We start from the raw sequence: 12,738 nt of genomic DNA on the forward strand, positions 1-12,738 counted from the left end.
GGTTACAATGGGGAAAACACGAAAAAGGGGGAATGTGCCGTGTACATCGCGGATCTGCACATCCACTCCAAATACTCCCGGGCCACCAGCAAGGAGCTGGAGCCGGAGCAGCTGGACCTCTGGGCCCGGAAGAAGGGCATCGGCCTGGTGGGCACCGGCGACTTCACCCACCCGGCCTGGCGGGCGGAGCTGAGGGAGAAGCTCTCCCCGGCGGAGGAGGGGCTCTACACCCTGAAGGGGGCCACCGGCGGCCCCCGGTTTGTGATCACCGGGGAGATCAGCACCATCTACAAGAAGGACGGCAAGGTGCGCAAGGTCCACTCCCTGATCCTCCTGCCCGGTCTGGAGGCGGCGGAGACCCTGTCCCGCCGGCTGGAGGCCATCGGCAATCTCCACTCCGACGGACGGCCCATCCTGGGCCTGGACTGCCGGGATCTGCTGGAGATCACCCTGGAGTCCTGCCCCGACGCGGTGTTCATCCCCGCCCACATCTGGACGCCCCACTTCTCCCTGTTCGGGGCCTTCTCCGGCTTCGACACCATAGAGGAGTGCTTCGAGGATCTCACCGGCCACATCCGCGCCCTGGAGACGGGGCTGTCCTCCGACCCGCCCATGAACCACCGCTGCTCCGCGCTGGACGGGTACACCCTGGTGTCCAACTCCGACGCCCACTCCCCCTCCAAGCTGGGGCGGGAGGCCAACCTGCTGGACACCGGCCTGTCCTACCCGGAGCTCTCCCGCGCCATCCAGACCGGGGAGGGCTTCCACGGCACCATCGAGTTCTTCCCCGAGGAGGGCAAGTACCACTTCGACGGCCACCGGAACTGCTCCGTGTGCCTCTCCCCGGTGGAGGCGGAGGCGGCCGGGGGCGTGTGCCCCGTGTGCGGCAAGCGGCTCACCACCGGCGTGCTCCACCGGGTGGAGCAGCTTTCCGACCGGCCGGAGGGTTATGTGCCGGCGGGCGCCAAGCCCTTCGAGAGCCTGGTCCCCCTGCCCGAGGTGATCGCCGCCTCCGAGGGGGGCTCCGCCGCCGGGAAGAAGGTGGGGGCCAAGTACGAGGCCATGCTGGAGGGGCTGGGGCCGGAGTTCACCATCCTCCGGGAGGTGCCCCTGGAGGACATCCAACACGCCGCCGGGCCCCTGGTGGCCGAGGGCATCCGCCGCCTGCGCTCCGGCCAGGTGGCCCGGAAGCCGGGATACGACGGGGCCTATGGGGTGATCCAGCTGCTGTCCCCCGCCGAGCGGGAGGTATTTCGGGGCCAGGTGAGCCTCTTCGGGGCGGAGGCCCCCCGGCAGGCGAAATCCGCCAAGGGCCAGGTGTCCAAGTCCGCCAGAGGAAGCCGGGCCAAGTCCGCCGCCCCCGCCGGGGAGCTGAACGGGGAACAAAAGGCCGCCGTCACCGCCACCGAGCCCACCGTAGCGGTGATCGCCGGGCCGGGCACGGGCAAGACCCACACCCTGGTGGAGCGGGCGGCCTGGCTGGTGGAGGAGCAGAAGGCCAAGCCGGCGGAGCTCACCGCCATCACCTTCACCAACCGGGCGGCGGAGGAGCTGCGGGCACGGCTGGAAAAACGCCTGGGCAAGCGGGCGGCCAGGGCCATGACCATCGGCACCTTCCACGCCGTCTGCCTGGAGCTGCTGGGGGACGTGCCCCTGGCCGACCCCTATGAGCAGCGGGCGGCGGTCTCCGCCGCCCTGGAGGAACTGGGGCGGAAGGGGAGCCCCGCCGCCCTCCTGCGGGCCATCTCCCGGTGGAAAACCGGCATGGACACACAGGAGGATCCGGCCTTTGCCCGCTACCAGGAGAAGCTGGAGGGGAAGCTGGACTTTGACGACCTGCTCCGCCAGACCTTGGAGCAGTGGCGGGCGGGGCACACCGACAAACGGTTCACCCACCTGCTGGTGGACGAGTTCCAGGACGTGGACCGGCTCCAGCTGGAGCTGTTGCTGGCCTGGCGGTGGGAGGGGGGCACCCTCTTTGCCATCGGCGACCCGGACCAGTCCATCTACGGCTTCCGGGGGGCGGATCCCGCCTGCTTTGCCGCCCTGGAGGGGGCCCACACCGTCACCCTGCGGCAGAACTACCGCTCCACGCCGGAGATCCTGGCCGCCGCCCTGCCGGTGGTAGAGGCCGTGGACGGGAGAGCCCGCCCCCTGGAGGCCGTCCGGCCCCAGGGGGCGGCGGTGCGGCTGGTCACCGCCCCCGGCGATCGGGCGGAGGCCATCTTCGTGGCCAAGGAAATCGCCCGGATGGTGGGCGGCATGGGCATGGTGGAGGCCCAGGAGCTGGGGGCGGCCCGGGGTGCGCGGAGCTTTGGCGATCTGGCGGTGCTCTGCCGTACCCGGCGGCAGCTGGCCCTGCTGGAGGAGTGCCTGGCCCGGGACGGCATCCCCTGCGTGGTGGCGGGCCGGGAGGACTTTTTGCTGGACGGGGAGGTGCGGCAGGCCCTGGCCTGGCTGGAGGCCCGGAAAGAGGAGGACACGCCCCCGGCAACGCTGCTGGAACAGTGGACGGCCCATCACACCCCCTCCGACGGGGTGGAGCGGCTGCGCAACATGGCGGTGTTTTTCGACCACACCGCCGCCTTCCTCCGCAATCTCACCATCGGGCAGGAGGGGGACATCCTCCGCCGGGCGGGGGTGAGCTACGCCGCCGGGGCGGTGAAGCTGTCCACCCTCCACGCCGCCAAGGGCCTGGAGTGGCCGGTGGTGTTCCTGTGCGGCGCGGGGGAGGGGCGCATCCCCCTGGAGCGGCACGGCATCGAGGCCGACCAGGCCGAGGAGCGCCGCCTGCTCTATGTGGGCATGACGAGGGCCAGGGACGAGCTGGTGCTCACCACCGGCGGAACCCCCTCCCGGTTCCTGGAGGGCCTGCCCCTGCAAAAGGAGGAGGCCCGCCCCGCTTCCCCCCGGCCCCAGGGGGTGCAGATGAGCCTGTTCTGAGCGGAAATCCAAAAGGGACGCCGGCCACTGGCCGGCGTCCCTGAGATCATCGAAAAAGTGGCAAAGCCACTTTTTCGAGAAAGGCTACATGGCGGAAGGGGTTCGTTTTCTTGCGAAAAAGTCACCCCTTCCGCCATGAGAAGTGTCATTTCCGAGGCACATGTCCCCGGAAATGACGGATTTTGATTTTATTCCTGCGGCTGCGGCCGCAGGAACTCTGCGAGGCACTCCTTCGCGGGAGGTTTGTCGACAGTTTGAGGGACGCCGGCCACTGGCCGGCGTCCCTTTTGGCGTATGCAGCCTCTGTTATCTACCATGCGGGGTGGTGTCCAGCACCAGATCTCCGGCGGCGGGCAGGCCCACCCCCTGGAAGTAGTGCTCCTCCAGGGGGATCCACTTCTCCAGGAAGCGGCTCAGGCCCTCCGGCCCCTCCCGGTTGAGCAGGCGGCGGCGCTGCTCCTCCGCCTCGCAGGTGAGGAATACCGTCACGTCGTAGTACCTCCGCAGGGCGGGGTGGAGGGAATAGCTGCCCTCCACGATGGCAAGGCCGGGGACGGACACCTCCACCGGGGCCCCGTAGCCCAGGGAATGGCAGTCGAAGGGGCGGAAACGGGCCGCCCCCGTCTCCCGGATGGGGCGGAGCAGCTCGGCCTCCACCCGCTCATAGTGGACGTTGCCGCCGGGCTGGGCGTACCGCTGCGGCGTGCGCAGCTCCGGGGGCAGGAAGAAGTCGTCCATGTGGAACAGGGGACAGTGCAGCCGCCGGGCCGCCAGCTCGGACAGGGTGCTCTTGCCGCTGCCGCAGCGGCCGTCCACGGCGGCCAGGGCGGGGCGGCCCAGACGGGTCAGGGGGGTAAGGACTTCCAGCAGGGCCTCCAGGGGTTCCAAAGCAGGCCCCTCCTCTCTTTGGTTTCAGAATGTTGATCAGTCTATCACAAAAGGAGGGAAAAGGGAAGCCCTACCCCGTCCACGCCGCCCGGCAGTAGGGGGCGTCGATGTAGGGGGTGGAGCAGGTGGTGTCCAGATACGTCCCCCAGTAGGTGAGCTCCTCACAGTAGCTCCGGCCCAGGGGTGTACTGTACGCCCCCAGCCAGGCCAGCTCCCCATCGGCAAAGACCGCCGTGTACCAGTCGTAGGAGCCGCCCCCGTAGTAGGGGCCGGTGACGGCCAGCCGCTCCCCGTCGAAGGCCCAGTCCAGGCCGCTGGCGCCCCAGCGCAGCTCCTGGTACGGGGGGCTGCAGTTCAGCCCCTCCAGGGCGGAGGCGTCCGCCGTGAAGGCCAGGCCCCAGCTCCCGGCGTCGTCCCGGGCCAGGACGGCCAGCCCGCCGCCGGGGGAGAGCACCGCGGCGAAGCCCGCCTCCCCGTCCAGGTGCCAGACCGGGTTGTCCGCCGCGCTGTCCAGGGGGAACAGCTCCAGCCTCTGGCGGAGCTCGAAGCTGTCCCCGTCCAGCAGGTAGAGCCAGGCGGTCTCCCCGTCCCGGGAGAGGAAGAAGAGGGTGTCCTCGTCGGCCTGGAAGCCGGCGGGCCGCTCGCCGGCGGGCAGAGACCAGCGGGTCTCCAGCGTCCGGCCCGCCCCGTCCAGCCAGTACAGGCCCCAGCCGCCGGGGATGCCGCTGCCGTCCAGGGCCCCGGCCAGCGCCCCGCTGGCGCATAGGGTGAAGAGAACGCCGTGGTCGTCCTGCGCGCAGGCGGAGGTGAGGGACAGATCCTCGCTGCGGTACAGGCGGCAGCTGTCCAGGTTCCCCTCCGCGTCTAGGTTCAGCTGCACCTCCACCGTCATGCCCTCGGGTACGGGGATGGGGAAGTAGTCCTGAAAGCGGGCGGTGAGCCCCCCGGCGCCCGCCTCCGTGGTGGGCCAGTAGTCCACGGACAGGGGGAGTTCATCCACGTAGTCCGACAGGGTGATCTCCCGGTGCAGGGTGGTTCCCTCCCCCGCCAGGGGCTCATACCAGCTGCCGGAGTCCTGATCCCCCGGCTGGGGCGCGGTCTGGGCGGACAGGGCCTCCCACAGCTGGCCCAGCGGCCCCTCACGCCCCTCCCGCACCTCGTCAAAGGTGCTCAGCTCCACCTCCAGGGGCTGGGCGTCCTGCCACCAGGGGACATTCAGGTGCTGGGACGCCCCGGCGTAGTCGAAGAGGATACGGGCCTGCTCCGGTGCGTCGGCGGGGAGGGTGGCGATCCAGAACAGGTGGTCGCCGCAGGTGCGCTCGGCGGTGAGGGTGAGGCCGGCCGCCGCCGACGCCTCCCCGGCCAGGGTGCGGCACGCCACCTCTATCTGATCCCCCTGGGGGGACAGGACGGCGGAGGCCCCCAGGAGCAGCCCCGCCGACAGGGCGGCGAACACCAGAAATGCGGCAAGTGCGCGGCGCATGGCTACTCCCCCTCCCCGTCGTCCAGCCCCTCCAGGGTTTTCAGCACCCGGTCTCCCCGGTAGTGCAGGGACGACTTTACAAAGTCCATCAGGCTCTCGCCCCGCTCCTCCAGCGCGCCGGTGGTCACGTCCCCGGCGATGGTGCCCCTGTCCAGCAGCACCGCCCGGCTGATGAAGTGCTGCACCTCCTCCAGCAGGTGGGTGGACAAAACGATGGTCTCCCCCGGCTCCAGCAGGCCCAGCAGCAGCCTGTAGAAGTCCTCCCGGTTGAACACGTCGTTGCCGGCGAAGGGCTCGTCCATGAGGATGTAGTCCGCCCCCTGGCTCAGAGCCAGGGTCACCTCCAGCTGGTTCTTCTGCCCGGTGGAAAATCCCCGGGCCCGGCGGTGGAGGGGCAGGGCGAAGAAGTCCATGAGGGCGTCAAACCGCTTTTCCCGGAACGTGGGGAAGTGCTCCCGGTAAAACTCCCGGTGAGCCGCCGGGGTGAGGGCGGGGAAGAAGGAGTGCTCGCAGGTGGCGAAGGAGAGGCGGGCGATGTTTCTGTGGGTAATGGGCTCCCCGTCCAGGGTGACGGAGCCGGTGTACCGCAGCAGGCCCAGGGCGCACTTGAGCAGGGTGGTCTTGCCCGCCCCGTTGGCCCCGAACAGGCCCACGATCTCCCCCGGCCCCACGGACAGGCTCACGCTGTCCAGGGCCCGGTTGGCCCCCCAGTAGGACTTGTACACGTTGTTCCAGCTCAGCATAAGGCACCTCCCAGCAGCCAGTGGGCGGGCAGCAGGCCCGCCGGGGTGAAGACGCGGTAGTACAGGGCGCAGAGAACGGCCACCGCGACGGCGGCCAGGACACACCGCCCCAGGGCGGCGGCGGGGGCGGCCAGGCAGCGGCGGGCCAGCTCAAAGCGCTGGGGGAGCGTGCGCATCCGGTAGATGCTCCGCCCGCCCTGGTAGTGCCACAGGTAGTGGGCCGCCGCCAGCACCACCTGTCCCAGGGCCAGCACCAGAAAGCTGATCCAGCAGCCCGCCGTCAGGGCGGGGAGGGGCGGCATGGTCAGCCCCTCAGCGCCGGTGCGGAGGGCGGTCTGGAGGCCGCGCAGGGTGGCGGAGAACTGGCACAGGAAGATGATAAAGCCCGCCAGGGACACCAGAGCCAGGGCACACCGCTGGAGGAAGCGCTCCTCCGCCCGGGGGAAGCCCGGGGGATACCAGAACTCAGTTTTCATAGAATGGTTCCCTCCCGCAGATCATGAGGGCGGCGTTGATCAGCACCGCCGCGCTGCCCCCCGTCAGGAGAAAGGCCATCAGGCCGGGCACAGGGGAGCCGCTGCCGGTATATACCTCCACCTCGGTCTCCAGGTAGGGCAGGAAGGCGGGATCCAGCCCCTGGAAGGGGAAGGCCCCCATGGGCAGGGGGAAGAGGAGGGCGGCGCCCAGGGCCAGGGGGATCCAGCCCCAGGCCCGGTGGCCGTGCCGCCGCTCGTGGGAGAAGGCGGCCGTGCCCAGCCCCAGGGCGGCGCAGAGCAGCAGGTTGCGCCCCCACAGCCACACGTCCTTCAGGGGGAGCAGGGCGTGGAGATAGGGGGAGCGCCAGCAGGCCAGGAACAGGGCCAGGGGGGAGGCGGCCCCCTCCGACAGGTGGGGCATGGCGGCGGCGCACAGGGCCAGCACCGTGCCCAGGTGGGCCGCCCAGTAGAGCACCAGGCACAGGACGCCGTACCCGCCCCACAGCAGGGTGAGGCGGCTTTCCCCCACCCGCAGGCGGCGGACGGTATAGCCCGTCTGGCTGCCGGAGCCCGTCCCCTCCCACAGGGCGAGCAGGGCGCAGACCAGCACCAGCCCCGGGCCGAAGCAGAGGAAGACGCGGCTGTGGAAGAGAAGTCCCTCCAGGCTCATGGGGTTGCGCTCCGGGCCCCAGCGGGCCAGGGTGGTGAGAAACAGGGCGGCCTCCGCCCCGCAGGAGAGCAGGGTGGCGGCCAGCACCTTCCAAAAGGTGCACCGGGCCGCCAGGCCCAGCACCGAGCAATAGCGTCTCATGGCGATTCCTCCTGTCTGTCCCATAGTTGAAGCACCAGCGCCGCGGCCTGCTCCCTGTCCAGGCCCATCTGCCTCAGGGCGCCCACCAGGGCGGCGGCCTCCTCCTCCAGCAGGCGGCGGCGGATGGCCGCCGCCCGCTCCGGGGTGAGGGAGACCTCGCTCTTGGCTCCCGCCCGGGAGGTGATCACCCCGGCCTCCTCCAGGGCCCGAAAGGCCTTCTGGATGGTGTTAGGGTTGACCCCCAGCCGGGCGGAGAGCACCCGGCGGGAGGGCAGCTCGTCCCCGTCCCGCACCGTCCCGGCGGCAATGCCCCGCTCCAGGTAGCGGATGATCTGCAGGTAAATGGGCATGCCCTCCTCCAGCCGGAGTCCTTCAAAGGTGACCAGGGTGACCACCCCCTTTCCAAACTGTACTACAACCATAATACGGTTCCTAACTGTATGATAGCAGTAATACGGTTGCCTGTCAAGGGGCAATTCCGCCTTGCCACAGGCCCGCCGCCGTGGTACACTGACGCAGAAAAGAGGTGTGTCCATATGAACGGTATTCCCAGCCCGGACGTGGTGTTCCCCAACCGGTACGGCACGTCCTGCTTCCTGAAAAACGTGATCACCGCCCCCAACATCCAGGTGGGCGACTACACCTACTACGACCATGAGAGCGACCCCGCCGGCTTTGAGAAGCACAACGTGCTCTTCAACTACCCGGAGTTCGGGGACAGGCTGATCATCGGCAGATTCTGCTCCATCGCCAGCGGGGCCACCTTCATCATGGGGACGGCCAACCACCGCATCAGCAGCGCCAGCACCTATCCCTTCGCCGTGTTCGGCGGGGTGTGGGCCGAGCGGGTGCCCGGCCACCTGTCCCAGCTGCCCCGGAAGGGGGACACGGTGGTGGGCAATGATGTGTGGCTGGGCCGGGAGTGCGTGATCATGCCCGGCGTCCGCATCGGCGACGGGGCCATCGTGGCCGCCTACTCGGTGGTGACCCGCGACGTGGAGCCCTACACCGTGGTGGGCGGCAACCCCGCCCGGCCCCGGAAGAAGCGATTTGACGAGGAGCTCATCGCCCTGCTGGAGGCCGTCCGCTGGTGGGACTTCCCGCCGGAGGTGCTGGCCGAGCGGCTGCCCGTGCTGTGCGATCCGGATCTGGAGCGGCTGCGGACGGCGCTGAAAACCTGGCTGGCGGCGGAGGGGAGCGGCCCGGCCTGACCGGAAATCCCTTGCGCCCGGCGCGAAAACTTGTTAGAATAGTGAAAACCAATGACAACGGAGGGGATCCCCATGCTGACCATTCACAATCAGGGTATGTACTACAAGAACGGTTCCTTCATCCCGGCCCGGGACGGCGCGGCGGCGGGCCTGCCCGCGCCGGAGCAGGCGAAACAGGGCACCATGGCCTATGCCATCCTCAAGGCTCACAACACCGGGGAGGACATGGACAATCTGGCCATCCGGTTTGACGCCATGGCCTCCCACGACATCACCTACGTGGGCATCATCCAGACCGCCCGGGCCTCCGGCATGACGGAGTTCCCCCTGCCCTACGTGCTCACCAACTGCCACAACTCCCTGTGCGCCGTGGGGGGCACCATCAACGAGGACGACCACGTGTTCGGCCTGTCGGCGGCCAAGAAGTACGGCGGCGAGTTCGTCCCCGCCCACCAGAGCGTGATCCACTCCTACATGCGGGAGCGGTACGCCGCCCCGGGCAAGATGATCCTGGGCTCCGACTCCCACACCCGCTACGGCGCCTACGGCACCATGGCCATCGGCGAGGGCGGCCCCGAGCTGGCCCGTCAGCTGCTGAAGAAAACCTACAACATCTCCTATCCCAAGGTGATCGCCATCTACCTCACCGGCGCGCCCATCCCCGGCGTGGGCCCCCAGGACGTGGCCCTGGAGCTCATCCGCTCCACCTTTAAGGACGGCACGGTGAAGAACGCCGTCATGGAGTTCTTCGGCCCCGGCGTGGCCAATCTGTCCATGGACTACCGCTCCGGCATCGACGTGATGACCACCGAGACCACCTGCCTGTCCTCCGTCTGGCCGGCGGACGACACCCTGAAGGATCATCTGGCCGTGCTGGGCCGGGGGGAGGAGTTCAAGCCCCAGGCCCCCGCCGACGGCGCCTGGTACGACGGGGTGATCGAGGTGAAGCTGGACAAGATCCGGCCCATGATCGCCCTGCCCTTCCACCCCTCCAACGCCTACACCATCCAAGAGTTCAAGGAGAACATGGACGACCTGCTCCACCAGGTGGACGAGGACACCATGCGCCAGCTCAAGCTGAAAAACCAGCCCGCCTCCCTGCGGGAGAAGATTGTCAACGGCCAGTTCCGGGTGGATCAGGGCGTCATCGCCGGCTGCTCCGGCGGCACCTACCAGAACATCGTCCGGGCGGCCCAGATCCTGGACGGCCACCCCATCGGCTCCGGCGAGTTCTGGCTGTCCGTCTACCCCACCAGCCAGCCCGTCAACCTGGAGCTGACCCGGAGAGGCTATATCGCCTCCCTCATGGCCGCCGGCGCGTCCATCCGCTCCTGCTTCTGCGGCCCCTGCTTCGGCGCGGGCGACGTGCCCGCCAACGGCGGCTTCTCCATCCGCCACTCCACCCGCAACTTCCCCAACCGGGAGGGGAGCAAGCCCTCCGACGGCCAGGTGTCCTACGTGGCCCTGATGGACGCCCGGTCCATCGCCGCCACCGCCCTCAACGGCGGCGTGCTCACCGGGGCCGACGAGCTGCCTGAGCCCCCCGTGGATCCCGCCGTGGAGCCCTTCGCCTACGACCCCACCCCCTACCAGGCCCGGGTCTACTTCGGCGTGGGTAAGCCCGACCCCGACCAGGAGCTGGTCTTCGGCCCCAACATCGCCGACTGGCCGGAGCAGGTGGCCCTGCCGGAGAACCTGCTGCTCACCGTGTGCTCCGCCATCTATGACCCGGTGACCACCACCGACGAGCTCATCCCCTCCGGCGAGACCTCCTCCTACCGCTCCAACCCCATCAAGCTCTCCGACTTTGCCCTGAGCCGCAAAGATCCCCAGTACGTGCCCCGGGCCAAGGAGGTGCTGGCGGTGGAGCGCCTGCGCCGCACCAACCCCGGCGATCCCCAGGTACAGGAGGCCCTGATGGGCCACGACCCGGCCAGCACCGGCCTGGGCAGCATGATCATGGCCCTCAAGCCCGGCGACGGCTCCGCCCGGGAGCAGGCCGCCTCCTGCCAGCGGGTGCTGGGCGGCGTGGCAAACCTGTGTGCCGAGTATGCCACCAAGCGCTACCGCTCCAACGTGGTCAACTGGGGCATGCTGCCCTTTATCGCCGAGGACGTGAAGGACTGGAACATCCAGCCCGGCGACAGGCTCTACCTGCCCGGCATCCGCGCCGCCGTGGACTCCGGCGCGGAGGAGATCGCCGCCGTCCTCATCCAGAACGGCGCCGAGAAGCCCGTCACCCTCAAGCTGCCCGACATGACCCGGGAGGAGCGGGACATCGTCCTGGCCGGCTGCCTGATCAACTACTACGCCAAGTAAGACGCCGCACTCTGCCAGGTGGACGGCTGCTACAAGCGTCTGCTCCATCCCCAGGGGGACGCATAGGGGCGCAACTGTGTGTGCGCCCACCCAAAGGGGGCACCGGCCTCCGGCTTCAAAACGGGGCCGCCGCTCAGAGCGGGCGCGCAATGCGCGCCCCTGCGTGGGGCGCGACGACCCGGCGCGCCGTTTGTAGGGGCGACCTGTGGTCGCCCGCGCAAAGGAGGCGCCGGCCTCCGGCGGCCCCGCTTTTGATGGCAAAAGCGGGGGGAAAACCAGCAGGGCGGGGGATTTCGATTTCACGGGTTAAGGTGGCTGTGCCTGGATTGCTTTTGGGCTAAAACGTGCCACCGGCACGTTTCTTCACGCCCAAACCGCCCTGCACCCACCCCTTGAAACGACCAATCAGGGGGGCTGCGGCCCCCTATTGGATGTACCCCCCGGGCTGTCCTGTCGCAGCATTCCGACCGAGGGGGCTTACGTTGTAACGCCCCCTCGGTTCGGGGCGGGCGCACACACAGGTGCGCCCCCACGTAGGGCGCGGCATCCCTGACGCGCCGCCTGCACGCCACCTCAACCGCCTCTGTATTTCAGCGGCAAGGCACCGACGGCGGCCCGGCGGGCCAAGCCGGTACAGCGTAGCAACGTTCAGGGCTTGCAGGGTAATCCCGATGCGTGCCGCCCGAGGCGCGGCAGCGCCTGGAACAAAACCACCCGGGAAACGGGCGGCAATGCACGGTCGGTCTTTGCCCTGTCTGTACAGCCCGCCGCCGCCATGAGCCCCCGTACTGGGGGGTCCAGGGTGGGCGGAGCCCCCCGGCCCTTCTTTCCCCCCATTTCTTTGGGAAGAAATGGGGGCCCCGGCCGGGCAGGCCCGCCCCGCGAGGGGTGGACACCCCGGCAAACGAACGGCGCGTCAGGGATGCCGCGCCCTACAGGATGCGTCTGGGAGAAGGAGGATCGGTATGAAACGTCGTCTCTTTGCGGCCCTCGTGTGTATTCTGCTCTGCCTGGCGGTGCTGCCGGGCACCGCCTCTGCCGATACGGGGCCCAAGCCCGCCGTCACCATCACGGTGGTCAATGCCCCGGCGGGGGAGTACTACCTGGATCTGCTCATCACCGGCCCTGGCGACTACGAGAACATCGACCCGGCGGACTACGACCCGGCGCTGATCGCCGGGCTGAAAAGCTGGGAGGGCGAGGGCTGGTACCCCGCCCTGGTGGAGGGAACGAACATCCCCCTGCACGGCGATCTCACGCCGGGGGAGGACGGCACCCACTACTTCGGCTACCACGGTCTGCCGGACACCTTTCGTATCGCCGTGTCCGGACCGGACGGGGCCCAGGCCACGGCGGAGCCCTTCACCCGCACGGTGTTCTATACCCACCTGACCTACGACTGGGAGACCAACACCATCACCTCCGCCACCTCCCCGGCGGGGTACTACGCCTTTCAGTTCCTGTCCACCCTGGTGCCCACCCTGATCATAGAGGGCATCCTGCTGTGGCTGTTCGGCTTCCGGGCCAAGCGGGACTGGCTGGTGTTTCTCATCGTCAACCTGGTCACCCAGGCGGGGCTCCACCTGTGGGTGGCGGAAAATCTGGTTGTCAACGGCAGTTCCGCCTTTCAGTACCTGGTGCTCCTCGTGGCGGAAGTCCCCATCCTGGTGGTGGAGCTGGCCGCCTACGTGTTCCTGCTGAAGGAGCACAGCAAACTCCGCCGGGCGGCCTACGCCGCCTGCGCCAACGTGGCCAGCTACGCCCTGGGCTATTTCCCCCTCCACTGGGCGGTGGAATTTCTCTCCCGCTGAGAAGAAGTGTTTTACAGAGCACCCAAAATGCGATATAATACGATATGCCGGGT

General features: G+C 68.9%; 10 protein-coding genes. 4 read left to right on the forward strand and 6 right to left on the reverse strand.

Annotation, left to right across the window (positions count from 1 at the left end):
- Nucleotides 1-39 precede the first annotated feature (39 nt).
- A complete protein-coding gene (locus QZ378_RS00095; protein ID WP_291256889.1) occupies nt 40-2,943 on the forward strand; it encodes a UvrD-helicase domain-containing protein in 2,904 nt (967 codons plus the stop codon).
- Nucleotides 2,944-3,249: 306 nt separating this feature from the next.
- On the opposite strand, the gene QZ378_RS00100 is transcribed toward QZ378_RS00095, so the two are convergent.
- From QZ378_RS00100 to QZ378_RS00125, 6 genes are all read right to left on the reverse strand, one after another.
- Nucleotides 3,250-3,831 carry a uridine kinase gene (locus QZ378_RS00100; RefSeq protein ID WP_291256890.1) on the reverse strand — a complete coding sequence of 194 codons (582 nt, stop codon included), beginning with the start codon at nt 3,829-3,831 and terminating at the stop codon, nt 3,250-3,252.
- Nucleotides 3,832-3,901: 70 nt separating this feature from the next.
- Nucleotides 3,902-5,314: a hypothetical protein gene (locus tag QZ378_RS00105; RefSeq protein WP_291256891.1), complete on the reverse strand. Its 1,413-nt coding sequence runs from the start codon at nt 5,312-5,314 to the stop codon at nt 3,902-3,904.
- A gap of 2 nt (nt 5,315-5,316) precedes the next feature.
- Nucleotides 5,317-6,057 (reverse strand): ATP-binding cassette domain-containing protein, encoded by a 741-nt coding sequence (locus tag QZ378_RS00110; protein WP_291256892.1) that lies wholly within the window; start codon nt 6,055-6,057, stop codon nt 5,317-5,319.
- Nucleotides 6,051-6,533, reverse strand: coding sequence for a hypothetical protein (locus tag QZ378_RS00115; protein WP_291256893.1), 483 nt, complete (start codon nt 6,531-6,533; stop codon nt 6,051-6,053). The genes QZ378_RS00110 and QZ378_RS00115 overlap by 7 nt, the downstream gene beginning before the upstream one ends.
- Nucleotides 6,523-7,344 (reverse strand): hypothetical protein, encoded by an 822-nt coding sequence (locus QZ378_RS00120; RefSeq protein ID WP_291256894.1) that lies wholly within the window; start codon nt 7,342-7,344, stop codon nt 6,523-6,525. The genes QZ378_RS00115 and QZ378_RS00120 overlap by 11 nt, the downstream gene beginning before the upstream one ends.
- Nucleotides 7,341-7,766 (reverse strand): GntR family transcriptional regulator, encoded by a 426-nt coding sequence (locus tag QZ378_RS00125; RefSeq protein WP_291256895.1) that lies wholly within the window; start codon nt 7,764-7,766, stop codon nt 7,341-7,343. Before QZ378_RS00125 ends, QZ378_RS00120 begins: the two co-directional genes overlap by 4 nt.
- Nucleotides 7,767-7,880: 114 nt before the next feature.
- Here QZ378_RS00125 and QZ378_RS00130 point away from each other — a divergent pair, with 114 nt between their 5' ends.
- The 3 genes from QZ378_RS00130 (at nt 7,881) to QZ378_RS00140 (ending at nt 12,685) form a co-directional block, all read left to right on the forward strand.
- Nucleotides 7,881-8,555 (forward strand): CatB-related O-acetyltransferase, encoded by a 675-nt coding sequence (locus QZ378_RS00130; RefSeq protein WP_291256896.1) that lies wholly within the window; start codon nt 7,881-7,883, stop codon nt 8,553-8,555.
- Nucleotides 8,556-8,627: 72 nt separating this feature from the next.
- Entirely contained in the window at nt 8,628-10,874 is a 2,247-nt protein-coding gene (locus QZ378_RS00135) for a hydratase (RefSeq protein ID WP_291256897.1), read from the forward strand.
- Nucleotides 10,875-11,839: 965 nt separating this feature from the next.
- Nucleotides 11,840-12,685 (forward strand): hypothetical protein, encoded by an 846-nt coding sequence (locus tag QZ378_RS00140; protein ID WP_291256898.1) that lies wholly within the window; start codon nt 11,840-11,842, stop codon nt 12,683-12,685.
- Nucleotides 12,686-12,738: the final 53 nt, after the last annotated feature.

The organism is Flavonifractor sp. (assembly GCF_019422385.1).
Taxonomy (GTDB): domain Bacteria; phylum Bacillota; class Clostridia; order Oscillospirales; family Oscillospiraceae; genus Flavonifractor; species Flavonifractor avistercoris.

Bases quoted from the DNA above. Each gene is read 5' to 3' on its own strand.
- QZ378_RS00105 (WP_291256891.1), bottom strand. From the start codon at position 5,314: ATGCGCCGCGCACTTGCCGCATTTCTGGTGTTCGCCGCCCTGTCGGCG.
- QZ378_RS00110 (WP_291256892.1), bottom strand. From the start codon at position 6,057: ATGCTGAGCTGGAACAACGTGTACAAGTCCTACTGGGGGGCCAACCGG.
- QZ378_RS00115 (WP_291256893.1), bottom strand. From the start codon at position 6,533: ATGAAAACTGAGTTCTGGTATCCCCCGGGCTTCCCCCGGGCGGAGGAG.
- QZ378_RS00120 (WP_291256894.1), bottom strand. From the start codon at position 7,344: ATGAGACGCTATTGCTCGGTGCTGGGCCTGGCGGCCCGGTGCACCTTT.
- QZ378_RS00125 (WP_291256895.1), bottom strand. From the start codon at position 7,766: ATGGTTGTAGTACAGTTTGGAAAGGGGGTGGTCACCCTGGTCACCTTT.
- QZ378_RS00130 (WP_291256896.1), top strand. From the start codon at position 7,881: ATGAACGGTATTCCCAGCCCGGACGTGGTGTTCCCCAACCGGTACGGC.
- QZ378_RS00135 (WP_291256897.1), top strand. From the start codon at position 8,628: ATGCTGACCATTCACAATCAGGGTATGTACTACAAGAACGGTTCCTTC.
- QZ378_RS00140 (WP_291256898.1), top strand. From the start codon at position 11,840: ATGAAACGTCGTCTCTTTGCGGCCCTCGTGTGTATTCTGCTCTGCCTG.